Genomic DNA, 25,864 nt, shown 5'->3' with positions numbered 1-25,864 from the left:
TCTTCCCGCCCCGTGAGGTCGCGCACTGGGGGGTTCCATTGGCGGACTGCGGCCGGGCACAGCCCGGTGGACCTCGGGACGGGAGATGGTGGAACGGGCGCGCGACGATCTCGCCGGTGAGCCTCCGCGCGCGGTCGACGACCAGACGGGTGAGGCGGTGCTCGCCGCCTGGAGGTCGCTGCCGAGCGAATCGCGGGCGCTCCTCTGGCGGCTCGTCATGCACGACGAGGGTTCGCGCCGGCTCGTCCCCCGGGGTGGAGCGACGAGGCAGGGCCCGCACGACCCGGGTGACCGGGCTCGCGACCGACTGCGGCTCGGGTTGCTGTCCGAGCTCGTCGCCAGGGCGGAGGAGCCCGACTGCGCGTCGATCCGCCGGACGCTCGGAGCCCACCTGCGTGGCTCGCCCCCGGGACGTGACCGGCCGGAGGTCGACGAGCACCTCGCGCGGTGCGCGCCGTGCCGGGCGGCCGCGTCCGTCCTCGACGACGTCGACGGTGCGATCCGGTTGCGGGTCGCCCCCGCCCTGCTGCCGGGAGCGTTCACGACCGACGCCCCCGCCGCCGGGGTGGCCGCCGGGGCCGCGGCCCCATTGGGCCTGCCCGACCGCGTGGCGGTTGAGGCCGCCCGCGCCTCGGGCTCCGGAGCGCCCCTGGAGGCTCGGGTGCTGTCGGTGCCGGTTCGTGGGGCCGTGCTGGTGACGGCGGCCGCGGCGCTGGCGCTGGCGCTGACGATGACGCCCTTCCTGCTCGAGCCTGGCCCCGATGGCACGGTGGCGGCCGAAGCGCCGGCCCCGCGCGGCCAGCCCGCGACGAGTGGCTCCGGCGCTGCAGCGCCAGGCCCGGCAGGCTCGGGCAGAGGGGCGTCCGGCCTGCGGCCGGTCATCGGCGTGGCGGTGGCCGAGGATGTCTCGGGCGACCGGGAGGCAGGGCGGGTCCAGGCCGGCCGCTCGCGACCCAACACGGGGTTGAGCGTGCGAGCCGTGCCCGGTACGGCACGGACGACCGCACTGGCAGCCGCGCCGTCCACGCCGCGTACGTCCTCGGTGGCCGGCAGGCCACCGACGTCCGCCCGACCGCCGGCTCTGCCCGGCCCTACGGGTCCGCCCCCTCCGGTCGTGGCCCGGCCCGGCGGTGTGGTCGTGACGACGCTGACCTTCGAGCCCGCGGACCGCGGGTCGTTCCTCACGCGTCTGTCGGTGAGCCCGGGCTGGCTCGTGACCTCGGTGGTCGACGACGTGGGCCATCGCGCCATCGAGCACGTCTCGACGCCGTCGGCCCTGTTCGAGAAGCGGATGCACGCGGGTCGTGTCGTGGTCGAGGTGACGAGGGTGGCGGATGCCCCGCCGGCGGGTGCCCTGGTGGCCGCGTTCGTGGGCCGGGCCGGCTCGGTTCTTCCGGCGTCGGGCACCTACACCCTGCGCTGACCCGAGCCGTCCCAGCCGTCTGGGCCGGGGTCCGGCTCGCCGCGCGACCCGTCCCGCCCGTCCCGCCCGTCGTGCCCGTCGACCCCGCCACGGTCGGACGGTGCCGGAGTCGTGGTCTCGGGCACGGCGGCATACGGCAGCGGGGGAACCCCGGACACCGGGGACTCGGGCGACACCGGCGACAGCGGGGGCCCGGAGGGGGTGACATCGTCGACGGGGATCACGTGGCTGAGCCGCGTGAGCTCGATGACGGCGCGGATGGGCGAGGTCTTCGGGACGACCAGGCGCAGGTCCTGACGGCGGTCGCGCAGGCGCTCGGAGAGCCGGAAGAGGGTGGCGATGGCGGCGCTGTCGACGTACGTCGTGTCGGTGAGGTCGAGGACGATGTGGGTGACGTCCTCGGGGACGGCGTGGCCCACGGCATCGATGACGTCACGCGCGTTGGAGAGGTCGACCTCGCCGGTGATGCGGACGACCTGGGTGGACCCCTCGCGGTGTGTGCGCACCCGGGCTAGCTCGCTCATGGGCGGGCTCCCAGGCGTACGCGGCGGGTGAGCCGGACCTCCGTGCCCGCCGACGCGTGCTCGACCTCGACCTCGTCCATGAGCGCGTGCATGAGCTGTAGTCCCCACCCGCCACCTCGGTCGGCGGCCGCGCGCCAGTTGCCGCGGTCGCGCACCTGCACCTCGAGGTCGTCGCCGGCGAGACGGGCGATGAGCTCCAGCGGGCCGGCGGTGTCAGCACCGCTGTACGCGTGCTGGACGACGTTGGCACACGCCTCGCCGCTCGCGACGAGCACCTCGTTGGCCTCACTCTCGGGGACGCCGGACTCGTGCAGCCACCGGCGGAGGGCACCGCGCAGCTTCACGAGGTTGCGCGCCTCCGCCGGGAGGCGCAGGGAGAGCTCGCCCTCGACCGAGACAGCCGGTCGCATCGCCAGCAGGGCGACGTCGTCGGGGATGTGGTCCTCGTCGAGGAAGGTCACGAGGAGCCGGTCGCACAGGAGCTCGAGGTCTCCCTCGTCGGCGGGGGAGGGACGCGCCCCCGTGGCCTCGCGGCTGAGCCGGTCCAGGCCGACGGTGAGCGACACCCCGCGGCGCTCGACGAGACCGTCGGTGTAGAGCAGCAATGTCGCCCCGGCCTGGAGCACGTGGGTCTCCTCGACGAAGGAGCCGTCGAGCGTGACCCCGACCGGCGGGGCTAGCGCCCCGGTCAGGTAGGTGCCGTGGCCGTCGGCGACGACGAGGGCAGGGGGGTGGCCGGCGTTGGTCCAGCGCAGCTCACGCGTGGAGGGGTCGAAGACGAGGTAGATGAGCGTGACCATCTCGGGGACGGGGAGCTGCGCGACGAGCTGGTGCACGCCGTGCATGACGGCGGGTGGCGAAGGGTCCTGGAGGGCGTACGCGCGTAGGGCCATCCGCACCTGCACCATCGTCGCGGCCGCCTGCAGGCCGTGGCCGGCGACATCGCCGATCGCGAGCCCGATGAGGCCCTGGGGCAGCTGGACGACGTCGTACCAGTCGCCGCCCACCTGCACGTCCGCGGTCGCGGGGACGTAGCGGGCAGCGAGCGCCACGCCGGGCACGTCGGGCAGCCGGTCGGGCAGGAGGCTGCGCTGCAGCGTTTCGGCGATCTGGTGCTCCCGCTGGGCCCGCGCCTCCTCGTGGCTGAGCAGCTCCTGGGCTTCGGAGCGTTCGTGGATCTCCTGCACGAGGCGCAGGTTGGCGGCGGACAGCTGCGCCGTGCGCGTCTCGACGCGGTGCTCGAGCTCGGTCGCGGCGACAGCGAGGTCGGCCGCGGCCTTGGTCCGTTCGCTGACGAGGGCGGCAAGGAAGAAGGTGGTCAGGGCGACCGACGCGTTGAAGGCCTGCAGCGTGACCATCTGCTCGAGGCGGCTGGTTCCCGCGAAAGGGCCACGCTCGCTGGCCGCCGCCCAGGTCGCGGCGAGGGTGGCGATGAGGGCAGCGGGTGCCGCGCCGCGCAGCTGCAGGCGCCATGCCGCCCACCCGAGGAGGGGCAGCGCCACGAAGAGGATGCGCATCTGGAAGACCGTCCAGGAGAGGGTCAGCGCGACGGCGACGAGGATCACGGCGCCCTCCAGCCACTGGCGCAGGGGCCACCGCCGCTGCTCCCAGAAGAGGGGCAGGCACAGCAGGAACGGGGTGAAGGCCAGCACGCCCATGGCGTCGCCGGTCCACCAGACCGCGAACGCGGTCGGCAGCTGGCCCGCCTGGATCGAGCCGGACCCGAGCAGCACCAGAGATCCGATGGTGGCGCTGACGAGCATGCTCGCGAGGGCTCCGATGAACACGATCGCGATCGCGTCACGCTGGCGGTCGAGCTCTCGGCGGAAGCCGACCCGATGCAGCAGGGTCACGGCGACGACCGGCGCCAGGGTGTTGCCGACGGCGGTGGCCAGGGCTGTGACGACGGTGGCGCTGATCGGGAGGTTGACGGCGAGGGCCGCCACCGCGATCGCAGGCCAGTACGAGCGGCCGAAGACGAGCAGGGCCGCCACGGCGATGCCGGTGGGGGGCCAGAGGGGTGTGACGTCGTTGCCGACCAGCGAGAGCTCGAGCCCGAGTTTTCCGCCGTAGTAGTAGGCGACGCCGACGGTCCCGAGGACCAAGAACCGGCGCACCGCCACCCTCTCCGAGAGCGCGCTGACGGTGCCCGAGGACTCAGCCGTCCCCACGCCCGCCGTCATTGTCGGACGCCACCCAAGCGCCCGCGCGTCCCCATGGCAGCGAGCCTAGGGAAACGCGGCTCCCGTGACGAGAGTTTCGCGCACACTGCCCGGGTCCGGACGGGTCCACGGCCCCGGCCACGGGCCGCCACGAGTGCGATGGGTCACGTCCGCCGGTGTTGTGGGTCGCCATGACCCCTCCTCTACTACTATATGTAGTAGAGGAGGGGTCATGGCCAGTCGCGACGCGTTGGGGACGGCGCGCAGCCTGTCCGTGGCCACGGCGGCGGCGGGGGCCGCTGCCGGAGTCTGGACCTTCGCCGACCCCGGTCTGCTCCACGGGCCGGATGCGATGCAGGGGTCGGCGAGGGGCACCGCATTGGTGCTGTTGGTCGTCGCCCTGCCCGTCTTTGTCGGGTCGTGGTGGAAGGCCGCTCGCGGATCGGGGCCGGCCCTGCTCGCTGCCCTCGGCGCCCTGCTGTACGTCGTGTACAACGCGGTGCTCTTCTTGTTCCTCACCCCGTTCAACGCGGCCTTCCTCCTGTACGTGGCGCTGCTGGGCCTGGCGCTGTGGGCAGTCGGGCACCTGCGCGCCTCGTGCGAGGTCTGGGCGGTCGGGCAGGGCGTGGTGGAGCGGGCACCGGTGCGCGGCGTGGCGGCATACGTCTGGGTGGTCGCCGGCCTCAACGCGATCGCCTGGCTGGCGCGCATCGTCCCGTCGCTCGGTGCCTACCCGACCCCCATGCTCGAGGGGACCGGGGTGGAGACCAACGCCATCTACGTCCAGGACCTCGCCGTCTGGCTCCCGCTCGCGGCCGTGGCCGCCCTCTGGCTGTGGCGGCGAGAGGCGCGCGGAGGTGTCGTGGTCACTGCGCTTCTCGGCATGTGGGTCATCGAGGGGGTCAGCATCGCGGTCGACCAGTGGTTCGGCGCGCTGGCGGACCCCGCATCAACCGTGGTGTCCACCGCATTGGTGGCGCCCTTCCTGGTGCTCGCGGCAGTGGGGCTCGTGCCGTGGTGGCTGCTCGCGCGGCGCGCCCCGCTGTTCATGGCCCGCTCGGGCGGCCCGGTCTGACGCAGGGGGTCGGGCCGCTCGAGTGTCGCATCCGGTCGACGCACTTCCGCGCCCTGCGCGGAACGTGCGTCGATGAGTTTTCCCAAGTGGTCCGCACGCGCGTCGGACCGCGCTTAGCGTTGGCTCGTGTCGTCGCCGCACCCGCACCCGGAGTTCCAGCCCCGACTGGTGGCTGCCCCGGGACCTGGCGGCGGCGGGTCCGGGGAGCTCGACTTCGGGGCGCTCTTCCATGCGGTGCCGAGCCCGTGCGTCGTGGTCGACATCGGCCTGATCATCCAGGACTGCAATGACGCCTACGTGAAGGCCGTGAGCCGCAGCCGCACCGAGCTGGTCGGCACGAGCCTCGCCGACGTCCTGCCCAGCCGGCCGGCCGGGCCCGAGACGGTGCCCGGGTCCGAGCCGGTGGCAGACACGGTCCGGCGCGCCGTGCGGTCGGCTCTGGACACCGGCCGATCGGTCGTGGTGGGTCTGCAGCGCTACGACAGCGACACGGGTCGCCCCGCGGCGGAGGCAGAGGCGGGTGGCGGGCACTACTGGATCGGCACCGCTGTGCCAGTGCCGAACTCGTCCGGCGTGCCGCGGCACGTGCTCTACAACGTGCACGACGTGACAGCACTCGTGCCGCACCTCGCCACGGCCCTGAGCGCGCCCCTGGAACCCGCTGGGCGGCAGGCGCGCGCGGCTGTCGTCGCTGCCACCGCCGTCGCCGAGCAGAGCCAGCTGTTCGACATCGCACTCGAGACCCAGCGACAGCTCGGCATCGCGGTCCAGGAGGTCATGCTCCCCGCCGAGGTGCCGCTCAGCGTGCGGGAGTCCGTCCAGATCGCGGTCCGCTACCAGCCGGCCTCGGACGCGCTTCGCGTCGGCGGGGACTGGTACGACGTGGCCGACCTGGGCCAGGGACGGCTCGCCGTCGCGGTGGGGGACGTCGTCGGTCACGGACTGCGTGCGGCGGCGATCATGGGACAGCTGCGCAGCGCGCTCAGCGCCCTCACCGTCGCAGACGTCGGCCCGGCCGCGGCCATGACGGCCCTCGACCGGGTGGCGCGGCACAGTCCCGACGCGACGGCGTCGACGGCGGTCAAGGTCGTCATCGACCCGGCGCTGGACCTCGCCATCTACAGCAGCGCCGGCCACCTGCCACCCCTCATCCTCAGGGTCGACGGCTCCATCCACACGATGAACCAGGCTCTCGGGCCACCGCTCGCGGTGACCCAGAAGGTGATGAGCCGGCCGCTCGGCACTGCGATCCTGCGTGCCGGTGACACGCTCGTGCTCTACACCGACGGACTCGTCGAGCGACGTGGCGAGCCCCTCGACCTCGGGATCGCCCGGCTCTCGGATGCGTTGGTGCGCCTCCGCGACCTGGACGTCGACTCGGTCGCCGACCGGCTGCTCTCGGAGCTGCCGCCGCGCTCGTCGCTGCGCGACGACATCGCCCTCATCGTGCTGCGAATCTGAACCCCTGGCGTACGCGTTGAGCGCGCTGGGCCCGTCCTGTTGGCTCGCGCTTCCCTCAGGAGTGCGCGGTTCCCGGCGAGGTGGTCGATGCAACGCCCACCTTTGAGGTCAAGCCGCACCCCTGCGGGCGACGCGCACCTCGAACCGGGTGTGCGGATGGCTCCGAGGTGCGTGCGCGCCGCCGTTGCTGCGCCCGCTCGGTCGGATGTCGGTGACCCCCGCGGCTTCGGCGCCTCGTGATGGCGTCTGGTGCTCAACCGGCCTCGGCGGCGTCAGCTGCACGGAAGCGCCGACTGAAGGCCTTGCGGAGCCGTCTGAGGGCGAAGTCGCCAGCCACGACACCGGCGAGCAGCGCAATGGTGTGAGCGATCCAGGTGTTCGGCAGGATCGCTGAGAGCACCACTCGTGCAAGGACCGCAGACGCCACAGTGGCCAGACCGACTCCCAGCCCGGTCAACCTCCGTCGCCAGGCGTAGGGCGTTCCATCGTCGGGCCACGCGATGTGTGCTTCCCACATGAAGACGAAGCCGATCGTCACCATGAGCAAGGTCAGTAGAGCCAGCCACCCGCCGGCAATGGATTCAATGGAACCGCCGACGATGAAGCCGACGAATCCCAGCACGACGAGCGCGGCCCCCGTCACCCCTGTGATTCGGCGCATGGGAGAGAGAATGCCAGCCGGACAACTCAGCGGTGGCTACTTCGGGGAGTCATACAAACGTGTGGTGCCCCCGGCAGGATTCGAACCTGCGACACCCGCTTTAGGAGAGCGGTGCTCTATCCCCTGAGCTACGAGGGCGGGGCATGGCTGAAACCCTCGCTGGAAACCTCGCTGCAAGGATCGCTGTAACCCTCGCTGTAACGAGGCCTCTCAGGGCCGGCCAACGGGGACAGGCTACTGGACCGCGAGGATCCGCCCGCGCGCGGCTGCCATCGGCGCGCCACCTTGGCGGGCTGCGCAGCCCCAGCCTCGTGCAGGTGAGAAGGCCGCTGAAAGGAGTGACCTCACGCTCCAGCAGCAGGCGCGACTCGCGCGCGACACGGATAGGCAGGTTCGTAGGCGGTTAGCCCTGAATAGCTACTTGGCCGAACGGGGGCTCCTTGTCCTCCTCGCCGACGACCCAGATGTCCATGCCCGATTCTCGGCAGTCCAGAATCCGGCTGCAGACCGTCGTGGTCTCGGCGGGCATGAGGGGCAGGCTACCGAGCGGACTCGCCGGCCATCACCAGCATTTTGGCCTCGTCAGGCGCAGTTGGTATCGGACGAGGACGGATTCTCGAGCTTCTTGAACGACTCCTTGTGCCCCGCGTCATCGGTGAAGGTCGCGATGTCACCAGTCACGGTCACCCGGCCGGGCTGATTCGGATTGGCCCAACCGGACGGTGGATTGCCTGCGTCGTCCAACGGCCCGCCGACGCGCTCGAACCAGTCGACACCGATCTGCAGGTAGCGGATGCCGCAGTGGGTGTAGAGGTCGACGGCGGTGCTTCCGTCCGCGATCGGGGTTCGCGACTGCTGCGTGGAGGTGCAGTCCGCGAGGGCCAGGACGGCGCACATGGCCACTGTGGCCATCGCTCGAATCGGTCGCATGGCGCTACCCCTGTCTCGTCCACTCGTGATGGAGCATCGTCCCAGGGACGTGCCAGGTCGCGGCAGTCGCGAGGGTCGGAACTACAGACCCAGCAGCAACGGAGTGTCAGGGAGTTCGCCGGCGATCAACGCCGCGAGCGGTGTGGCGATGTCGCGTGGCGAGAACAGGTCGGTGCCGCCGTAGGTGGCGATGTCTGCGTGGGGCCACCAGCGCATCCCGCTGATGTGCTCGGCGGCGAGCTCGTCGTCGGAGAACGCGCCGCGAGGATCGAAGTGCGTGGTGCGGACGAGGAAGTAGTCGTTGACCAGCCCGTCGTAGCCGTCCGGGCGGCCGGGAGTGACGACCGCCTGGTGCCAGACGTGAGGCGGGTCGCGGTCAAGGACCAGCCCTGTCTCCTCGTGCAGCTCTCGACGCAGCGCCGCCAGCGGCAGCTCACCGGGCTCGACGCCACCACCGGGGGCCGCCCACACGACCGTTGCGCCCGCCGGCACGGCTGGATGGGGAAAGCTGAAGCGGCACAACAGGACTCGGTCGTCATCGGCCAGGATGACAGCCCGGACGGCACGTCTAACGCGAGCCACGGCCGGTGGCGTCGATGAGGTCACGCGCCAGTCCTGCCGTCGACGCCCTCGCGAAGGAGGTCGAGGTGCCCGCAGTGCTGCGCGTACTCCGTGACCATCCTCAGCACCAGCCAGCGCAGGTCGACGTCCTCGTGCCAGTCGAGCGGCCGCGCCGTGTCGTCGAGGTCGTGGGCGGCGACGATGTCGCGGGACACCGAGCACTCCGCACGCCACGTGGCCAGGTCCTCGGCGAAGTCGGCGTCGGCGGGCGGGTCGAAGTCGAGGTCGGGCTGGTCCTCGGTGAAGAAGAGGAACGGCACGTCGCGGCGTTCGAAGTTCTGCTGGAACCACCACCGCTCGACGCCGGCGAGGTGGCGCACCAGCCCGTGCAGCGACATCGTCGACGGCGGCATGGAGCGCGCGCGGGCCTGGTCGGCCGTGACACCTCGGCACTTCATGTCCACCGTGGCGCGGTAGTACTCGAGGTATGCCGTCAGGGCTTCCCGTTCGCCGGCCACGCGGGGGATGCGCGGACGGTCGTCATCGACCCAGACGGGCGCGAAGTCATCGTCGGTCAGGCCGGATTCCGACCGGGCCTCGCCAGCTGCGGGGTTGTCCACCATGCGCCCAACTCTGTCACCGCCCACCCACACCCTGCCGACGAGCGGTTCTGGCAAGATCCGCGGAGCACACGCCACCGGTCAGGGAAGGAACAAGCGACGTGCGAGAGATCGCGACACGCAACGAGGTCTTCGACCGGCTCTAGCCGAAGGGCGGGCGGCAGTGCTGGCCCGTCGCCACGGGCAGGACGTGCCGCCCGAGGACTTTGGTCGCTGGCCGGTGACGGTCGTCTCCATCCCGCCGCTGTCGACGCGCACGACCCTGGAGCGGTGGATGGGGGAGGCCTGCGAGCTCGGCGGCCCGGGGCACTTCCTCACGGTGCGGATCGACGCGAGCCACATCACCATCCGGGCCCTCGAGACCTACCGCGACGCAGCCCACCCCGAGCAGGCGGCGTCCCGCGCCTGGACCTCGGCGATGCGTACCGCGGCCGACGACACCGCACGATTGCACTCCGCCTGACGGGCGTCACACTCACGGCAGGCTCGGTGATGGCGCAGCTGGAACCGGAGGGCGACGCTCCGTGGACCTTCATGGAGCGACTGCGCGAGGCACTCGGCGAGCACGCCTGGTTCGAGGACCAGTGCACTACACCGTTCCGCCGGCACGCCGCATGGATCACATAGCACGCATGCTGCGCAAAAGCAAGTTCGGCTCTTGACGCGTGCTCCGACAGGACTCGACTCTGGATGTTGCACGAGGCCCATCCGGGTCTCGACGAGGAGGTCGCAATGGACGAACAGGTAGTGAACCGTCGGCGAGTTCTGGTGGGGGCGGGCGCCGCTGGTGCCGTGGCCGTCGGCAGCGTGGCGAGCGCGTCGTCGGCATCTGCAAGTGAGGGCAGAGGGTCTGCACCGAGCGGGAGCTGGGTCATCACCCGCAAGGACGACCCGCCGGGCGACCCGACCAAGGTGACGACGGTGATCAGCTTCGCGGGGGGTCGTGTCTTCCTCTCGCATGACATCGCGCCAGCCGGTCCCCCCGGCACCGGGACATGGGCGTCACTCGGAGATGGCGCCTTCAAGGCGACGTTCTGGTTCGGCCAACCCGGGCCGGGCGGGCCCGGCAGCCCGGGCGTCTCCATCCGCGTACGCGCGCGTGGGAAGGCGCGCAGGTACACGGTCTCGGGCACCTACCGCTTCTCGGTCTTCGACCCCTCCGGGGCCGTCGTCGACAGCGGCACCGGGTCCTTCAGCGGCCACCCCATCGAGGCCTGACCGCTCTTCCTTCCGGGATTTGCCCCATGGCCGAGCCCGATCGCCCGGTCCCGGGGGCCGTATGCCGCCTTGCAGGCGAGTGATTCCGCCGTGCGGGTCTGTCGATGGCGGGCCCGCACGGCTTCGTTGGTTAGCCTGCTGGAATGACGGACGCCCCCAGGACCGACCCTGCCCTCCAGGCCGAGTCGTCGGGCGATCCCCGCGCTGACCGCGTCACGGCGGCGGTGCGCACGTGGCAGCGGACGCTCGTCGACCTCGGCGGGCGCAACACCCTGCTCTGGTACCGCGACCTGCCTTCGGGCACGCTCGATCTCACGACCGCCCACCCGGGCGGCGTCTCGATGCTGCTCGCCGGGCGCCGCACCCGGCTGTCCGACCTCGTGCGAGAGCCGGTCGCCTTCGACGAGGCGCGACGTCGGGTCCGTGCGATCCGGTCCAAGGCCCTCGAGCTGCGCGAGGAGCGCGGCATCGCGGCGGGCTTCGTCGCCATCGGCATGGCGACGTGGTCGGTGCCGCGCGCGGCTCGACCCCCGGCCGCGCCTGTGCTCTTGCGTTCGTGCGTGCTCCGCCCGACGGGCGCGGCACAGGAGGACTTCGAGATCGACCTGGGCCCGGAGGTCGAGCTCAACCCGGTGCTGCGCGAGTACCTTCGCTCGGAGCAGGGGATCGAGATCGACGGCGACTCGCTCGCCGACCTCGCCACCGTCGGCAACGGCTTCGACCCCTATCCCGTGTATGCCGCGCTGGGCCACGAGTGCGCCGGCGTGCCCGACTTCTCGATCGCGCCTCGGCTCGTGCTCGGCACCTTCTCCTACGCCAAGCTGCCCATGGTGGCCGACCTCGGTCTGCAGGGCGACACCCTCGCGAACCACGACGTCGTGGCTGCTCTCGCCGGCGACGAGTCGGCACTCGGCGCCGTGCGGATGCGCGTGCCCGAGAGCGAGCCCGACCCGGACCCCGAGCACGAGCACCTCGTCCTCGACGCCGACTCCTCGCAGCATGCGGCCATCGACGCCGTGCGCGCCGGCGCCCACCTCGTCATCAAGGGGCCGCCGGGCACCGGCAAGTCCCAGACGATCGTCAACCTCATCGCCTCGCTCGCAGCGGAGGGCAAGTCGACGCTCTTCGTCGCGGAGAAGCGCGCCGCCATCGACGCCGTCCTCAGCCGGCTCGACCGGCTCGGTCTCGGCGACCTCGTCCTCGACGCGTACGACGGCCCGACCAACAAGCGCGCCACGGCGCAGCAGTTCGCGAAGAGCCTCGACGCCGCGGTCGAGAACGACTCTCCGGTGAGCGACCGCACCACGGCGACGCTGCGCGAGCGGCGCGCTCGGCTCCAGGCGCACGTGCAGGCGCTGCACGCGGTCCGCGACCCGTGGGGCGTCTCCGCGCACGAGGCCCAGGAGGCCCTGGTCGAGCTCGGCACGCGCACCCCGGCGCCGACGAGCCACGTACGCCTCGGGGGCCGCGAGCTCGCCGGCCTGAGTCGCAACCGCACCGTCGAGCTGGCCCGGCGTCTCCGCGACGTCGCGGGCCTCGGCGCATGGACCCGCGACGGCGACGACCCCTGGTATGCCGCCCGCATCCTCACCGCCGACGACGCCTCCCGCGCTCTCGACATCACGAGCCGCCACAGCACGAGCGGGCTCGACGACGCTGCCCGGCAGCTCAACACGATCCTATCGGAATCCCATGTGCCAGAGGCGAACTCGCTGGAGGACTGGAAGGCCGCGTTCGCGACCATGGCCAACGTCCGCGAGACCCTGGACGTGTTCCGCCCCGAGGTCTTCGACATCCCGCTCAAGGAGCACATCGCCGCAACCGCGACCCGCGACTGGCGCGACAACCGCGAGATCGAGATGGGCTGGATCGAGCGGTGGCGCATCCGCCAGCAGACCAAGCGGCTGCTGCGACCCGGCCGTCCACCGGCGAACCTCCATGAGGAGCTCGTGTCGGCGAGCGAGCAGCGGGAGCACTGGTTCGAGCTCGTGGGCGGCGGAGGCCGACCCGAGATCTCCCCGCGGCTCGACGAGGGCCTCGCGCTGCTCGGGGGCCTCACCGCAGACCTCGAGTGGCTCGACGACCGGCTGCGGCCCGGGCCCGACGGGCAGACCCTCACCTCGCTGCCGTTGGCCCAGCTCCGCGACCGGCTGGCGGCGCTCGCCGCCCGGCCCGACCGCATCGCCGTGCTGCCGCAGGTGACCACCGTCCTCGACGAGGTACGCGCCACCGGCCTTGGCCCCCTGGTCGATGACCTGGCGCGCCGTGGCACGGCGACGGACCAGGTCACCGCAGAGGTCGAGCACGTCTGGTGGGCATCTCTGGCGCAGGAGATCACGGTGCGCGACCCGGCCTACGGCGCCCACGACGGCGTCGGCCTGCGCCGCGACGTGGCCGAGTTCGCCGAGGCCGACCGTGACCACCAGGCGGCGACGGTCGCCCGGGTGCGCTCCGCCGTCGCCCGCAACGTGCGCGAGGTGCTCGCGGACAACCCGTCCCACGAGGCCCTCGTGCGGGCCGAGGCCGGCAAGGCGCGGCGCCACAAGCCACTGCGCGACCTCATGCCGCAGGCTGCCACCACCCTCACGGCGATCAAGCCGTGCTGGGCCATGAGTCCGCTCGTCGTGGCCTCGACCCTGCCGCCGGGCCGCTGGTTCGACGTCGTGATCTTCGACGAGGCCTCGCAGGTGCAGCCCGCCCAGGCGATCTCGGCGATCTCGCGGGCGCGTCAGGTCGTCGTCGCCGGCGACGAGCGCCAGCTGCCCCCGACGAACTTCTTCACGGTGGTCTCCGACGACGAGTCCGACACCGCAGCCGGCGCCGACGACACCCTGACCGAGGGCTTCGAGTCGGTGCTCGACGTGCTTGCCGCAGCGCTCCCGACGCGCAACCTCACCTGGCACTACCGCAGCCGCGACGAGCGCCTCATCGCCTTCGCCAACCAGACGATGTACGACGGCCGGCTCACGACCTTCCCGGGCACCTCGATCGACTCGGCTGTCACCTTCGAGCCGGTCGACGGCCAGGCCGAGGTGCAGCCGGGCGTCGATGCCATCGAGACCACCGACAGCGAGGTGGCCCGCGTCGTCGAGCTCGTGCTCGAGCACGCCCGCAGCCGGCCCACCGAGTCCCTCGGCGTCATCGCCCTCGGCATCAAGCACGCCGACCGTCTCGAGGACGCCATCACCGCAGCCCTGCGCGGCGCGCCCGACGTCGCTCCGTTCTTCGACGAGGCCCGTGAGGAGCGGTTCTTCGTCAAGAACCTGGAGCGGGTGCAGGGCGACGAGCGCGATGCCATCATCGTGTCGATCGGCTACGGCAAGACCCCGCACGGTCGGGTGCTGCACCGTTTCGGTCCGCTCAACAACGAGGGCGGCGAGCGGCGCCTCAACGTCGCCATCACCCGTGCCCGCGCGCGGATGACCGTCGTCTCGGCCCTGCGGGCAGCCGACCTCGACCCGAGCCGGCTCAAGGCCCGAGGCGCGACGATGCTCCGCGACTTCCTGGCGTATGCCGAGAGCCGCGGTGTCGCTGCCGAGGAGGGCACGCTCTTCTCCGCCACCACCACGACGAGCGACCCGCTGCGGACCGACCTCGCCAACCGTCTGCGGCGCGAGGGGCTCACCGTGCACGAGGACTTCGGCACGGCGAGCCACCGCATCGACATCGCGATCGAGGACCCCTACCACCGAGGTCGCGCACTCGTGGCCGTCGAGACCGACGGCGACCGGTATGCCGCCCTGCGCAGCACGCGCGACCGTGACCGCCTGCGCCCCGAGCAGCTGGCCCGTCTGGGCTGGGTGCACGAGCGGGTGTGGAGCACCGACCTGTTCCGCGACCCCGCCCGCGAGATCGCGCGACTGCTCACCGTCGCCCGTACGGCATCCCCGCCGCCACCTCCCGAGGCGCCGGCGCCCCGAGAGCCGGCGGCCGACGCCAAGGCGGGCGGTTCCGGTGACGAGAGCGCGTCGGGCGCGGAGACCGCCGCGGACAAGGCGCCTGCGCGGGGGGACTCCGACGGGTCGCGCGGTGGGGCTCAGGCCGATGACGGCAAGCCCGGTGACACGACCGCTCCCGGACGTCCCGCGAAGCGCAAGCGCCGCCGGGTCTTCCGCAAGGGCACGGCCGAGAGCGCAGACGGTGCGGCCGCGAGCGGTCAGGGTGACGACAGTGAGCCGGGTGCGGCGCTCCGTGCCAGCAGCGACGAGCTGGATCTCGGGTGGGGCGAGCGTCCCGCCGGCTCAGGCGTCGGTGACCGTTGGCTCGAGGAGCAGCGTCCGCCGCACTACGAGTGAACCTCCTCTGGCGGCCGACCTCGCGGGCCGACAAGGTAGTGGAATGTTCAATGGGCGGTGGGCGTTGTGGGTCGCATGAACACGACGACTCCTTTCACGCTGCGACTCTCGTGGGCCGAGGGTCTGTTCGAACGCGGTGACTTCCTTGCCGCTGCCACGGCGCTTGCGGCCCTCGTCGACGAGATCGACTCCGCCGAGCAGGCCTCGTCCGACGGCGTCCTGCACTCGGTGACCGAGCTGCGGCTGCTGCTCGCGCGGGCCTACTTCAGGTCGGCCCAGCTGGGCCGCGCCGAGGCGACGCTGGTGCGCGTCATCGAGGACGCCCCGACCGACGCGTACGCGCACTTGCTCCTGGGCCGCACCCTGCAGCGGGCCGGTCGCCACGCGGACGCGGCACGGCCTCTGGCTCTGGCCGAGATCTTCGGCGGCTACGAGCGTCCTCAGGCCTATGGCACGAACGAGGTGGCCCCGGCCGAGCCCGGGACCCCCGCCACGACCTGACCCACCCCCCGACCTGACCCCAAACAGTCGAGTGCCCACTTTCCGACGTGTCGGGAAGTGGGCACTCGTTGCTGCGAGCCCGGTGGGCGCGACAGCGTTGACGCGGGGTTTGCCCAGATCAGCGCACGCGGAGGGCGTCGCGGATCTCCTGCAGGAGGATGACCTCCTCCGAGGGGGCCTCGGGCTCCGGCTCGACGCCGGCCTTGCGGCGCTCGGCGAGCTTGTTGAGCGGCACGACGACCATGAAGTAGACCGCCGCTGCGACGATGATGAAGCCGATGAGCGCCGTCAGGAAGGCGCCGAACTTGACGCCACCCGGCGTCCAGTTGGAGAAGTCCGGCGTGCCGCCGACCTTGCCGATCAGGTCCATGATGACGGCCACGAACGAGTCGACAACCTTGGCGAACGCGGTGCCGATGACAACCGCGACCGCGAGGTCGACGACGTTGCCACGCATCAGGAAGTCCTTGAAGCCCTTGATCATGCGATAGTCCTATCTCTGTGACCGTGGAGGAGATGACAGGCGACGCTGGTGCCTGGCCAAGCCGGGAGGTGGTGCGCTCGTGCTCGCCCCGGACTTCGGCCGTGCCTTCGGCGGTGCCCCCCGATATCACTCGGTCAGTCTTTCCACCCGCGTCGCGCGTGACGCCTGTGGTTGGTGCGACTACGGCAGAACCCTACTGCGCGACGATGCCGGGATGCCGGATGGCGAGCACGAGACTCTGACCCGCCTCGAGGGCACCGAGGCCTCGGGCGACGTCGGAAGCCTGCTGCGGGCCGAGGGCGAGAGTGAGTCGGGGCGGCGCCGCGACCCCGAGCCCCGTCGTCTGCCCGGAGTCGTGGACGGCCAGCACGACGACGTCGGACGCGACCTGCGTGCCGGTGCCGGTGGCATAGAGGTCGACGTGGTCGCCGGGCCGCACGCCGACCGAGCCGGCGTCGACCACCGGGACGCTCAGTGCGACGCGGTCGGCTGGCTGGCCGACCAGCAGGTCGCCCCCGACGAGCCGCTCGGGTGTCAGCACCTCCTGCGCCGCGAGCGGGCCGGAAGCCGTGCGGCCCACGACCTCTGCGGCCGTCGTCAATGCCGTCGCGGGGCGCTGACCACGCGGTCGCAGGGCGAGCTCGACGTCGTCGCCCGAGACCACCTGACCGGCGGCCACATCGCGCACCATCACGAGCGTCGGCGCTCCGGCCCCACCCGCAGGGGCGGGCCGCAGGGCCCCGACCGTGACGAGCACCGCGGCCCCGGCCAGGATGGCGGCGGCCCAGCGCCGCCACCGCGAACGTCGCGCGCTTCGTCGGCGCGGGCCGTCGGGCCACTGCGAGCGTGACCCCGTGCGGGGCCGGTGCACCCCGAACATCAGGGCAGCGTCAGTGGCAGCTCCAGCCCGTCGAGGCTGCGGCGGCACGGGCAGGTGGCGGAGTCGTCGGGCTCGTAGGCGGGCATCTGCCCGATGGCGTCGCGCAGGATGCCGCTCAGCCGCTCCACATTGCTGGCGAAGACGCGCAGCACCTCCTCGTGGGTGACGGCGTCGCCGCCCTCGACGCCGGCGTCGAGGTCGGTCACCATCGCGATGGTGGTGAAGCACATCGCGAGCTCACKGGCCAGGGCCGCCTCGGGCATCGCCGTCATGCCGACGATGCCGAACCCGGCCTGCTGGTGCATGACGGACTCGGCGCGCGAGGAGAAACGAGGTCCGTTGATGACGACGAGCGTGCCCTCGGGCACGACCTGCAGGTCGGAGAGTCGCGAGGCGTCGATCGCCACCTGGCGCCCGTTGGGGCAGTAGGGGTCGGCGAACCCGACGTGGACGACGGGGCCCTCCTGCTCGTAGATGGTGTGCGCCCGCCCCCATGTGCGGTCGACGACCTGGTCGGGCACGACGATGGTGCCCGGGCCGTGCTCGGGTCGCAGCGACCCGACCGCGCACGGGGAGAGGATCTGGCGCACGCCGACGGCGCGCAGGGCCCAGAGGTTGGCTCGGTAGTTCACCTTGTGGGGTGCGAACCGGTGCCCCTTGCCGTGGCGGGCCACGAAGGCGACGGTGCGCCCCTCGACCTCGCCGACGACGAGCGGGTCGCTCGGGCGCCCGAACGGGGTGTCGACGTCGACCGTCTCGTGGTCGTCGAGGAACTCGTAGAGACCTGAGCCGCCGATGACACCGATCTCGGCGCGCTGGCCGGCGGGGTCGGGCATCGTCGGGAGGGGCACCTGGTCAGTCATCATGCGGCGAGCCTAGGGCGGTCACCGACCGGCCCGCGCGACCCACGCCAGGGGTGGGGACAACGCCCCCGGTCGTCAGGAGGCTGTGGACGACGAGGACGAGGACGCGCCGCCGGATCCCGTGGACGAGCTGGTCGAGCCCGACGATGCGGCAGAGCCGGAGGACGACGTCGACGCGCCACCCGTGGACTGCGACGAGCCCGAGGAGGTCGAGCCTGACGAGGTGGAGGCCGAGGAGTCCTTCTTCTCGGCGCCGGAGCCGTTGGCCGAGGTCGAACCGGCCTTGCCCTTGGCAGATGCCCGCGAGTCGGTCTTGTAGAAGCCAGAGCCCTTGAACGCGATGCCGACGGGGTGGATCACCTTGCGCAGCCGGGCCTCACCGCAGTGGGGGCACACCGTCAGCGAGTCGTCGGTGAACGACTGGCGGATGTCGAAGGCGTGGCCGCACTCTTGGCAGGCGTAGGAGTAGGTGGGCACAGGTGAACCTCGGACGTTGAAAGGGGATGAGCCGCAGGTCAGTCTACGGCCAGCCGGCGAGGCGTCCGCCCCGGCTGATCTCGCGGATGCGGCGCTCGGTGCGCTGCTTGACCTTCGAAGTCGTCACGACGAGCAGCCGGTCGCCGTGCCGGATCGTCGTGTGCGGCTCGGGCACGAAGCCCTCGCCGCCCCGGACGACGAGGGTGACGTTGGCCCCCTTGGGCAGGCGCAGCTCGAAGACGGCGACCCCGTGCAGTCGCGACTCGGCCCCGACCGTGACCTGGATGACGTCGGCGCTGATCTCCATGAGCGAGGTCGACTCGAGGTCGACGTCGACCGAGTGGACCTGCTCGGTGAGACCGAGCCGCTTCGCGACCCACGGCAGGGTCGGCCCCTGCACGATGGTGAAGACCACGACGAGCATGAAGACGAGGTCGAAGATCCACTCGGTGTCGGGCGTCCCCGTCACGCCTGGAACGGTCGCGAGCACGACGGGCACGGCGCCCCTGAGCCCGGCCCACGACAGGAACGCCTGCTCGCGCCAGGGCACGCGGAACCACGACACGGAGACGATGACCGAGAGCGGTCGCGCGACGAGGAGGAGCACGAGCCCGATGACGAGCGCCTTGACGAACATCTCGTCGAGACGCCTGGGGTCGGCGAGCAGGCCGAGCAGCACGAACAGGCCGATCTGCGCGATCCAGCCCATCGCGTTGCCGAAGCTCTGGAAGGCCACCCGGTTGGGCAGGCCCATGTTGCCGAGCACGAGCGCGGCGATGTACGTCGCGAGGAAGCCGGACACGTGCACGGCGGCGCCCACGGCATACGCGAGCACGGTGAGCGACACGACCCCGATGGAGAAGAGGGCGGACGACGCACCCGCCACGCGACGCAGCAGCTGGCCGCCGACCCAGCCGACGACCCCACCCACGAGGACGCCACCGGCGAGCTCGACCGCGGTGTGGAAGAGCAGGACCCACCACGGGTCGGCCGTGCCTCCGGGCATGCCCTGTGCGGAGAACGCGACGACGAGGATGACGACGGGGGCGTCGTTGAAGCCGGACTCGGCCTCGAGCATGCCCGAGATGCGGCGGGGGAGCGCGACGTTGCGCAGCACGGCGAAGACGGCGGCGGCATCCGTCGAGCTGACGACCGCGCCGATGAGCAACGAGATCGTCCACGACAGGGGGAGGAAGGTGTGGGCGGCGACCGCGACCACGAGCACCGACACGATGACCCCGACCGTCGAGAGCACCGCAGCAGGGGCCACCGATCGCTTGATGTTGCTCCACGACGTCGTGAGGCCACCCTCGGCGAGGATGAGCACGAGTGCGGCGTAGCCGAGCACTCGTGTCGTCGACGCGTCGTCGAACTGGATGCCGGCGCCGGCGTTGCCGAGGGCCAGGCCGATGCCCAGGTAGATGAGCAGCGACGGCAGGCCCGAACGCACCGAGAGGCGGACGGCCGCGACCGCCACGAGCAGGACGAGCGAACCGATGAGGAGCACACGTGTCAGGTCGTCGAGGCTCATGCTCGACGACGTGATGGACGCGAGTGCGGGCAAAGGCGACTCCTCAGGTGTGGGGCAATCCAACCATCCCGGTGGGCCGCTGCGGGAAGGGTGTCCGCGCCCGTCGCAACCCGACGAGACGGTTCGGAAACGATGCGGCGCGGCACTCCGAAGGCGGCGGCTCGGGCGCTCGGCCGTGGCCTAGGCTCGTTCGCGTGTCACGGTTGAAGCGCGCCCGTCAGATCGTCCTGCTCATCGCCGTCCTGCTCGTCATGGCGGTGGTCGGGACGAGCATCGTGGCGATCTCGGTCGTGCGACAGTCGTTCCCCGAGACCAGCGGCGAGCTCCAGATCGAGGGCCTGACCAGCTCGGTCACCGTCAACCGCGACGGCCGCGGCATCCCGTCCATCTACGCCGACAACGCCAACGACCTCTTCCGCGCGCAGGGCTTCGTCAGCGCCCAGGACCGCTTCTTCGAGATGGACCTGCGTCGGCACGTGACCGCCGGGCGCCTCTCCGAGATGGTCGGCAGCTCCGGCGTCGACACCGACAAGGTGATCCGCACCATGGGGTGGCGCCGCGTCGCCGAGCAGGAGCTGCCCAAGCTCGCCCCCGAGACGCGGCAGTACCTCCAGGCGTACGCCGACGGTGTCAACGCGTACATCAAGCAGGCGGGCTCGCCCGAGAACATGTCGCTCGAGTACACGGTGCTCGCACGACGCAACCCGAACTACCGCGTCGAGCCGTGGACGCCCGTCGACTCGCTCGCCTGGCTCAAGGCGATGGCGTGGGACCTGCGCGGCGACTACCGCGACGAGCTGGCCCGCGCGCAGCTGTCACGGACCACCCGCTCGCTCAAGCAGATCAACCTGCTCTACCCGCCCTACCCCGTCGACCGCAACCTGCCGATCCTCTCCGCGCAGGACTGGCAGCCCGCAGCCGAGGCCGACCAGGCCGCCAGCGCCGAACCAGCCGCTCTGAAGCAGCTGCGGTCGGCCGACGGCAACACCGCCGTCTCGTCGGCGCTCGCGTCGGTCGAGGCCGTGCCGGCCCTGCTCGGTCGCGGCGACGGCATCGGCTCGAACTCCTGGGTCGTGTCGGGCCGCCGCACGACCACCGGCAAGCCGCTGCTCGCCAACGACCCACACCTCGCCCTCAGCATCCCGGGCATCTGGGGTCAGGTGAACCTCCAGTGCCGCACCGTCAGCCCCGCGTGCCCGTTCCGCGTCTCGGGGTTCACCTTCTCGGGACTGCCCGGCGTCGTCATCGGCCACAACGACAAGGTCGCCTGGGGCATGACGAATCTCGGGCCCGACGTCACCGACTTCTTCCTCGAGCAGGTCACCGGCGACGCATACCTCCGCGACGGCGAGAACACGCCGCTCGTCCAGCGCAAGGAGGTCATAAAGGTCGCCGGCGGGGCCGACGTGCCGATCACCGTGCGCTCGACGGTGCACGGGCCGATCCTGTCCGACGTCGTGCCCGACATCGACACCGCGGGAGACCGCAGCGTCGTGCGTGGCGCCGCCCAGTCCAACCGGTATGCCGTCTCGCTGGCCTGGACGGCGCTGACGCCGGGCACCACGGCCGACGCGATCTTCGCCCTGAACAGGGCCGGCAACTGGTCCGACTTCCGCAAGGCGGCCGCGCTCTTCTCGGTGCCGTCCCAGAACCTCGTCTATGCCGACACCGCTGGTCACATCGGCTACCAGGCGCCCGGCAAGATCCCGGTCCGGCGCTCCTCGACCCCGGGGGCGCCCCCCGGCTTCTGGCCGGCGCCGGGCTGGGACTCGCAGTGGGACTGGAAGGGCTACGTGCCGTTCGAGGACCTGCCGCAGACGTTCGACCCGGCGGAGGGCTTCATCGTCACCGCCAACCAGGCCGTCACCGCCGGCCAGACCCCGTTCCTCACCTCGGAGTGGGACTACGGCTTCCGCGCCCAGCGCATCCGCACCTTGCTCGCCGCGACACCGAAGGTCTCGCCCGAGACGATGACGCAGATCCAGGGCGACAGCCGGAACACGTACGCGCCGGGCCTCGTCGAGCGGCTCCTCGCCGTCCAGGTCGACGACTTCACGGCCCAGGCCCAGCGGCTCCTGCGCGACTGGGACGGCAGCCAGCCGAACGACAAGTCCCGCGACTCCGCCTCGGCCGCGTACTACAACGCCGTGTGGAAGTACCTGCTCGAGTTCACCTTCGACGAGCTCCCGCCCGACATCGCCCCCGACGGCGGCAGCCGGTGGATGGTCGTCATGGAGCAGCTGCTCAAGGACCCGAAGAACGACTGGTGGGACGACAAGACGACGCCCGGGCTCACCGAGGGGTCGGGCGAGATCCTCAAGCGTGCGCTCGTCGAGGCCCGTCTCGACCTGGCCCGCGAGCTCGGCAAGGTGCCGGCGACGTGGCGCTGGGGCAGGCTGCACCAGCTCGACCTCAAGCACCAGGTGATGGGTGCCGACGGCGTGCCCTCGCTGGTGCAGAGCCTCTTCAACCGCCAGGACATCGAGCTCGGCGGCGGCAACTCCATCGTCAACGCCAACTCGTGGAACGCCTCGAAGCCCGGCTACGACGTGACCAACGGCCCGTCCATGCGCATGGTCGTCGACCTCGGCAACCTCGACGCGTCACGCTGGGTCAACTCGACCGGCCAGTCCGGGCACACCTACGACGACCACTACTCCGACCAGGTCGATGCGTGGGCGGCGAACGAGACGTTCCCGTGGCCGTTCAGCCAGAACGCCGTACGCGAGGCGTCCGCCGACGAGCTCACCCTCGTCCCGCCGCGGACGGCGACGACGCCCTAGCCGAGTCCACCTAGCGCAGCCGCACCACGCGGCCGGTCGTCGTCACGTAGCCGTCGACGGGCACGTCGTGGGGGTCGACGGGCAGGTCGGCCTCGCTCTGCTCGCCCTCGTGGAGCAGCGTGATGACCGGTGCCACGGCGTCGCGGTGCAGCAGGGCCCGGTCGTAGCAGCCGCCGCCCTGCCCGAGGCGCGTGCCGTGGCCGTCTACGGACAGGCCCGGGGTGACGACGAGGTCGCACGTCGCGAGCGCGTCGGTGCCGAGCCAGCCGCTGCGCTCGTCGGCGGTGTCTACGGTGTCTACGGTCGAGTCGGGGGATTCTCGCAGGCGGCTGGGGCGGCTCACCGTCGCGCGGTCGCCCGAGGCGCCCCGGACGGCATACCTCCACTGGAGGGAGTAGTCGTCGAGGACCACGGGCACGATCACCTCGTGCCCGGCGTCGAGGAGCGCCTCGACGAGCCGGCCGGTCGGCGGCTCGTCGGGCAGGGACTCGTAGACGGCGACGCGCGACGGGTCGGGGACGAAGCGCAGCACTGCTTCGGCCAGCGCCGCCGAGGACGCCTCGAGGTCCATCATGGCGGCGAGCTCGCGCCGCCGCGCGCGTGCGGCGTGACGGAGGTCACGCTTGCCGGGAGCGTTCACGGGGCCCACATCCCGCGCCCTGGGGTGCCGCACATACGGCCCATCGTAAGGTGATGGCCATGAGTGACCAGGGGCTCCAGGCGTCCGTCGCACTGATGCGCGAACGGGGCCTCGGTCCCGAGGCGATCACGGTGTTCGAGCACTACTACGCGCAGCTGCAGGACGGCGCGCTCGGCACCATCCCCGAGGACTCCATCGAGCCCCTCGGGGAGGTGCAGACGCTGCGCGAGGTCAGGGTCTCCGACGAGGAGGCCCGCGAGGCCCTGTCGCGCACGGCGGTGATCAAGCTCAACGGAGGCCTCGGCACCGGGATGGGGATGTCGGGGGCCAAGTCCGCCCTCGAGGTCAAGGACGGGCTGACCTTCCTCGACATCATCGCCCAGCAGGTGCTCGCCCTCCGGCAGCGGTGGGGCGTCGAGCTGCCGCTCGTGCTGATGAACTCCTTCCGCACGTCGGAGGAGTCGCTCAAGATCCTCTCGAAGTACGCCGACCTGCCGGTCGAGGGGCTGCCCCTCGACTTCATCCAGAACGCCGAGCCGAAGCTGAGCCCCGACGACCTCACACCGGTCCAGTGGCCGGCCGACCCCGAGCTCGAGTGGTGCCCACCCGGCCACGGCGACGTCTACGTCTCCCTCGTCACCTCCGGAGTCCTCGATGCGCTGCTGGAGAAGGGGATCCACTACGCGTTCCTCTCGAACTCCGACAACCTCGGCGCGACCTGCGACCCCGACGTCGCCGCGTGGATGGTCGAGCACGGCCTGCCCTACGTCGCCGAGGTCTGCAAGCGCACGAAGAGCGACCGCAAGGGTGGTCACCTGGCCGTCCGCAAGTCCGACGGGCGCATCGTGCTGCGCGACACCGCCCAGGTGGCCGAGGGCGACGAGCGGCACTTCCGCGACATCAAGCGGCACAGCACCTTCAACGCCAACAACGTCTGGATCGACCTGAAGGTGCTGCGCGAGCGGATGACCGCCAAGCAGGGGGTCCTCGGCCTGCCGATCATCGTGAACCACAAGACCGTCGACCCGGCCGACCCGACCTCGCCCGACGTCATCCAGATGGAGTCGGCGATGGGCACGGCCATCGAGGTCTTCGAGGGCTCCGAGGCGATCCTCGTGCCGCGCACGCGGTTCCGCCCGGTGAAGACGACGAACGACCTGCTCGTCATCCGCTCCGACTTCTTCTCGCTCGACGACGACTTCCACGTCGTCGCGGCCGTCGACGGGCCAGAGCCGTTCGTCGACCTCGACTCCGCCTACCGGTTCGTGCCCGGCTTCGAGAAGCGGTTCCCCAAGGGGGTGCCCTCGATGCGCGAATGCACCAGCCTGCGCGTCATCGGCGACCCCGTCTTCGGGCGCAACGTCAGGTGTGTCGGCGACGTCCTCATCGACGGCTACAGGCGGGTCCTCGACGACGCCGTGCTCGGTGAGCTGCCCACTCCTGCAACGGTTCCCATCGCGACGCCCGGCGACGTCCGCACGGTCGACGAGCACCTCAAGGCGATCCTGTCCATGCTCGAGCCGTCGCCGACCGAGTGGACTCCGCTCACCGACGCCCTGGGCCTCGTGGTGGCCCGCGACGTGCGCGCCAGGGTGGACCTCCCGCACTTCGACAACTCGTCGATGGACGGGTATGCCGTCCGCGCCGCCTCGCTCGCCGAAGCGGGGGACACGCCGGTCAGGCTGCGCATCGTCGGTGAGGTCGCAGCGGGAGTCGACCCGACCTTCTCGGTCGGAGAGGGCGAGGCTGCCCGCATCATGACCGGGGCCCCCATGCCCGAGGGGGCCGACGCCGTCATCGCCGTCGAGGACACAGACGGCGCAGCGACTGGTGAGGTCGAGTGCCGGGTCGCCGTCGACCCTGGGCGCTACGTGCGCCCGCGTGGTGAGGACGTCACCTCCGGGAGCGTTGTCGTCTCGGCCGGTGAGGTGGTGGGCGCCCGCACCATCGCGCTGCTGGCCGCGTGCGGCTATGCCGAGGTCGAGGTGCACCGCCGTCCGCACGTCGTCGTCCTCTCGACCGGGGCCGAGCTCGTCGAGCCCGGAAAACCCTTGCAGCCCGGACAGATCCACGACTCGAACTCGTCCATGCTCTGGGCTTCCGCGGTGGGGGCGGGGGCGTCGGCCGAGATCCGCGCGGCGGTGGGTGACTCCGACGACGAGCTGGTCAGGGCGCTCGACGAGGTGGTCGGCCAGGCCGACGTCGTGATCACGAGCGGGGGCGTGTCGATGGGGGCCTACGACGTCGTCAAGAGTGCGCTCAAGGGTGAGGGCGTCGACTTCGTCAAGGTGGCCATGCAGCCGGGCAAGCCGCAGGGCTTCGGGCTGCTCACGGGGCCGGGCGGACGGCGTGTGCCGCTGTTCGCGCTGCCGGGCAACCCCGTGTCGTCGTTCGTGTCGTTCGAGGTCTTCGTCCGACCGGCCCTGCGGCGGTTGATGCGCCTGAGCCCCGAGAAGCGCCGGCTCCGGCCTGCAACCCTGATCTCCGGTGTCGAGTCGTTCGGCGGTCGACGCCAGTTCGGTCGCGCCGTCGTCTCTCGCTCGGCCGAGGGGACGCTCGTCGCCGTGCCGGTCGCTGGGCAGGGCTCGCACTTCGTGGCCGACCTCGCCAAGGCCAACGCACTCTTCGTCGTGCCCGAGGACGTCACCGAGCTCGTCGCCGGCGAGGTCGTCGACGTGCTCGTGCTCGACCGGGAGGCGTGATGGGGGAGCAGCCACAGGTCCCCGGTCCGGCAGACCCGGGCGACCCGCCCGATCCCACCGACCCCTGGCTGAC

At 71.6% G+C, this 25,864-nt stretch carries 22 protein-coding genes and 1 tRNA gene; 9 read left to right on the top strand and 14 right to left on the bottom strand.

Annotation, left to right across the window (positions count from 1 at the left end):
* Positions 1 to 88 precede the first annotated feature (88 nt).
* Positions 89 to 1,423, top strand: coding sequence for a zf-HC2 domain-containing protein (locus tag AC1DE0_RS21510; RefSeq protein ID WP_478105499.1), 1,335 nt, complete (start codon positions 89 to 91; stop codon positions 1,421 to 1,423).
* Here the strand turns inward: AC1DE0_RS21510 and AC1DE0_RS21505 are convergent.
* Positions 1,408 to 1,947: an STAS domain-containing protein gene (locus tag AC1DE0_RS21505; RefSeq protein WP_478105497.1), complete on the bottom strand. Its 540-nt coding sequence runs from the start codon at positions 1,945 to 1,947 to the stop codon at positions 1,408 to 1,410. The genes AC1DE0_RS21510 and AC1DE0_RS21505 overlap by 16 nt on opposite strands.
* On the bottom strand, positions 1,944 to 4,064 hold the full coding sequence (locus AC1DE0_RS21500) for an ATP-binding SpoIIE family protein phosphatase (RefSeq protein WP_478105495.1): 2,121 nt from the start codon (positions 4,062 to 4,064) through the stop codon (positions 1,944 to 1,946). The genes AC1DE0_RS21505 and AC1DE0_RS21500 overlap by 4 nt, the downstream gene beginning before the upstream one ends.
* A gap of 277 nt (positions 4,065 to 4,341) precedes the next feature.
* Here AC1DE0_RS21500 and AC1DE0_RS21495 point away from each other — a divergent pair, with 277 nt between their 5' ends.
* Positions 4,342 to 5,184, top strand: a complete 843-nt coding sequence (locus AC1DE0_RS21495; RefSeq protein ID WP_478105493.1) for a hypothetical protein — start codon at positions 4,342 to 4,344, stop codon at positions 5,182 to 5,184.
* Between the two features lie 126 nt (positions 5,185 to 5,310).
* On the top strand, positions 5,311 to 6,645 hold the full coding sequence (locus tag AC1DE0_RS21490; protein ID WP_478105491.1) for a SpoIIE family protein phosphatase: 1,335 nt from the start codon (positions 5,311 to 5,313) through the stop codon (positions 6,643 to 6,645).
* 253 nt (positions 6,646 to 6,898) lie between these two features.
* Here the strand turns inward: AC1DE0_RS21490 and AC1DE0_RS21485 are convergent, their stop codons facing one another.
* The 6 genes from AC1DE0_RS21485 to AC1DE0_RS21460 all read right to left on the bottom strand — a co-directional run bounded on the left by AC1DE0_RS21485 (position 6,899) and on the right by AC1DE0_RS21460 (position 9,420).
* A complete protein-coding gene (locus AC1DE0_RS21485; protein ID WP_478105489.1) occupies positions 6,899 to 7,288 on the bottom strand; it encodes a hypothetical protein in 390 nt (129 codons plus the stop codon).
* 80 nt (positions 7,289 to 7,368) lie between these two features.
* A tRNA-Arg gene (locus AC1DE0_RS21480) sits at positions 7,369 to 7,444 on the bottom strand.
* Positions 7,445 to 7,709: 265 nt separating this feature from the next.
* On the bottom strand, positions 7,710 to 7,835 hold the full coding sequence (locus tag AC1DE0_RS21475; RefSeq protein ID WP_478105488.1) for a hypothetical protein: 126 nt from the start codon (positions 7,833 to 7,835) through the stop codon (positions 7,710 to 7,712).
* A 53-nt stretch (positions 7,836 to 7,888) separates the two neighbouring features.
* Positions 7,889 to 8,218, bottom strand: a complete 330-nt coding sequence (locus tag AC1DE0_RS21470) for a hypothetical protein (protein WP_478105486.1) — start codon at positions 8,216 to 8,218, stop codon at positions 7,889 to 7,891.
* 99 nt (positions 8,219 to 8,317) lie between these two features.
* Complete coding sequence (locus AC1DE0_RS21465) at positions 8,318 to 8,818, bottom strand: NUDIX domain-containing protein (RefSeq protein ID WP_478105584.1); 501 nt, start codon at positions 8,816 to 8,818, stop codon at positions 8,318 to 8,320.
* A 20-nt stretch (positions 8,819 to 8,838) separates the two neighbouring features.
* Positions 8,839 to 9,420 (bottom strand): DinB family protein, encoded by a 582-nt coding sequence (locus AC1DE0_RS21460; RefSeq protein WP_478105484.1) that lies wholly within the window; start codon positions 9,418 to 9,420, stop codon positions 8,839 to 8,841.
* Positions 9,421 to 9,607: 187 nt separating this feature from the next.
* Here AC1DE0_RS21460 and AC1DE0_RS21455 point away from each other — a divergent pair, with 187 nt between their 5' ends.
* The 4 genes from AC1DE0_RS21455 (at position 9,608) to AC1DE0_RS21440 (ending at position 15,431) form a co-directional block, all read left to right on the top strand.
* The gene (locus AC1DE0_RS21455) at positions 9,608 to 9,880 is read left to right on the top strand and encodes a hypothetical protein (protein WP_478105482.1); all 273 of its coding nucleotides are present in this window, start codon (positions 9,608 to 9,610) and stop codon (positions 9,878 to 9,880) included.
* Positions 9,881 to 10,149: 269 nt separating this feature from the next.
* Positions 10,150 to 10,635, top strand: coding sequence for a hypothetical protein (locus tag AC1DE0_RS21450; RefSeq protein ID WP_478105480.1), 486 nt, complete (start codon positions 10,150 to 10,152; stop codon positions 10,633 to 10,635).
* Between the two features lie 143 nt (positions 10,636 to 10,778).
* Positions 10,779 to 14,930, top strand: a complete 4,152-nt coding sequence (locus AC1DE0_RS21445) for an AAA domain-containing protein (RefSeq protein WP_478105478.1) — start codon at positions 10,779 to 10,781, stop codon at positions 14,928 to 14,930.
* 75 nt (positions 14,931 to 15,005) lie between these two features.
* A complete protein-coding gene (locus tag AC1DE0_RS21440) occupies positions 15,006 to 15,431 on the top strand; it encodes a tetratricopeptide repeat protein (protein ID WP_478105476.1) in 426 nt (141 codons plus the stop codon).
* A gap of 118 nt (positions 15,432 to 15,549) precedes the next feature.
* Here AC1DE0_RS21440 and mscL read toward each other — a convergent pair whose 3' ends face one another.
* The 5 genes from mscL to AC1DE0_RS21415 form a co-directional block, all read right to left on the bottom strand.
* Entirely contained in the window at positions 15,550 to 15,915 is a 366-nt protein-coding gene (gene mscL / locus AC1DE0_RS21435) for a large conductance mechanosensitive channel protein MscL (RefSeq protein WP_478105474.1), read from the bottom strand.
* Positions 15,916 to 16,108: 193 nt separating this feature from the next.
* A complete protein-coding gene (locus AC1DE0_RS21430; protein WP_478105472.1) occupies positions 16,109 to 16,795 on the bottom strand; it encodes an SAF domain-containing protein in 687 nt (228 codons plus the stop codon).
* Positions 16,795 to 17,661: an S-methyl-5'-thioadenosine phosphorylase gene (locus AC1DE0_RS21425; RefSeq protein WP_478105470.1), complete on the bottom strand. Its 867-nt coding sequence runs from the start codon at positions 17,659 to 17,661 to the stop codon at positions 16,795 to 16,797. The genes AC1DE0_RS21430 and AC1DE0_RS21425 overlap by 1 nt, the downstream gene beginning before the upstream one ends.
* A gap of 72 nt (positions 17,662 to 17,733) precedes the next feature.
* The gene (locus AC1DE0_RS21420) at positions 17,734 to 18,135 is read right to left on the bottom strand and encodes an FmdB family zinc ribbon protein (protein WP_478105468.1); all 402 of its coding nucleotides are present in this window, start codon (positions 18,133 to 18,135) and stop codon (positions 17,734 to 17,736) included.
* Between the two features lie 43 nt (positions 18,136 to 18,178).
* Positions 18,179 to 19,699, bottom strand: coding sequence for a potassium/proton antiporter (locus AC1DE0_RS21415; RefSeq protein ID WP_478105466.1), 1,521 nt, complete (start codon positions 19,697 to 19,699; stop codon positions 18,179 to 18,181).
* 218 nt (positions 19,700 to 19,917) lie between these two features.
* On the opposite strand from AC1DE0_RS21415, the gene AC1DE0_RS21410 reads away from it, so the two are divergent.
* The gene (locus AC1DE0_RS21410; RefSeq protein ID WP_478105582.1) at positions 19,918 to 22,449 is read left to right on the top strand and encodes a penicillin acylase family protein; all 2,532 of its coding nucleotides are present in this window, start codon (positions 19,918 to 19,920) and stop codon (positions 22,447 to 22,449) included.
* A gap of 10 nt (positions 22,450 to 22,459) precedes the next feature.
* Here AC1DE0_RS21410 and AC1DE0_RS21405 read toward each other — a convergent pair whose 3' ends face one another.
* The gene (locus tag AC1DE0_RS21405; protein WP_478105465.1) at positions 22,460 to 23,089 is read right to left on the bottom strand and encodes a 5-formyltetrahydrofolate cyclo-ligase; all 630 of its coding nucleotides are present in this window, start codon (positions 23,087 to 23,089) and stop codon (positions 22,460 to 22,462) included.
* Between the two features lie 59 nt (positions 23,090 to 23,148).
* Here AC1DE0_RS21405 and AC1DE0_RS21400 point away from each other — a divergent pair, with 59 nt between their 5' ends.
* Positions 23,149 to 25,791 carry a UTP--glucose-1-phosphate uridylyltransferase gene (locus AC1DE0_RS21400; RefSeq protein WP_478105463.1) on the top strand — a complete coding sequence of 881 codons (2,643 nt, stop codon included), beginning with the start codon at positions 23,149 to 23,151 and terminating at the stop codon, positions 25,789 to 25,791.
* Positions 25,792 to 25,864 lie beyond the last annotated feature (73 nt).

This window comes from Terrabacter sp. 05T424 (assembly GCF_056396225.1).
This window is presented reverse-complemented; position numbering and strand designations above follow the sequence as displayed.

Coding starts and splice junctions, on each gene's coding strand:
- AC1DE0_RS21505 (WP_478105497.1), bottom strand. CDS start 1,947: ATGAGCGAGCTAGCCCGGGTGCGCACACACCGCGAGGGGTCCACCCAG.
- AC1DE0_RS21495 (WP_478105493.1), top strand. CDS start 4,342: ATGGCCAGTCGCGACGCGTTGGGGACGGCGCGCAGCCTGTCCGTGGCC.
- AC1DE0_RS21475 (WP_478105488.1), bottom strand. CDS start 7,835: ATGCCCGCCGAGACCACGACGGTCTGCAGCCGGATTCTGGACTGCCGA.
- AC1DE0_RS21470 (WP_478105486.1), bottom strand. CDS start 8,218: ATGGCCACAGTGGCCATGTGCGCCGTCCTGGCCCTCGCGGACTGCACC.
- AC1DE0_RS21460 (WP_478105484.1), bottom strand. CDS start 9,420: ATGGTGGACAACCCCGCAGCTGGCGAGGCCCGGTCGGAATCCGGCCTG.
- AC1DE0_RS21450 (WP_478105480.1), top strand. CDS start 10,150: ATGGACGAACAGGTAGTGAACCGTCGGCGAGTTCTGGTGGGGGCGGGC.
- AC1DE0_RS21445 (WP_478105478.1), top strand. CDS start 10,779: ATGACGGACGCCCCCAGGACCGACCCTGCCCTCCAGGCCGAGTCGTCG.
- AC1DE0_RS21440 (WP_478105476.1), top strand. CDS start 15,006: ATGAACACGACGACTCCTTTCACGCTGCGACTCTCGTGGGCCGAGGGT.
- mscL (WP_478105474.1), bottom strand. CDS start 15,915: ATGATCAAGGGCTTCAAGGACTTCCTGATGCGTGGCAACGTCGTCGAC.
- AC1DE0_RS21430 (WP_478105472.1), bottom strand. CDS start 16,795: ATGTTCGGGGTGCACCGGCCCCGCACGGGGTCACGCTCGCAGTGGCCC.
- AC1DE0_RS21410 (WP_478105582.1), top strand. CDS start 19,918: ATGGCGGTGGTCGGGACGAGCATCGTGGCGATCTCGGTCGTGCGACAG.
- AC1DE0_RS21400 (WP_478105463.1), top strand. CDS start 23,149: ATGAGTGACCAGGGGCTCCAGGCGTCCGTCGCACTGATGCGCGAACGG.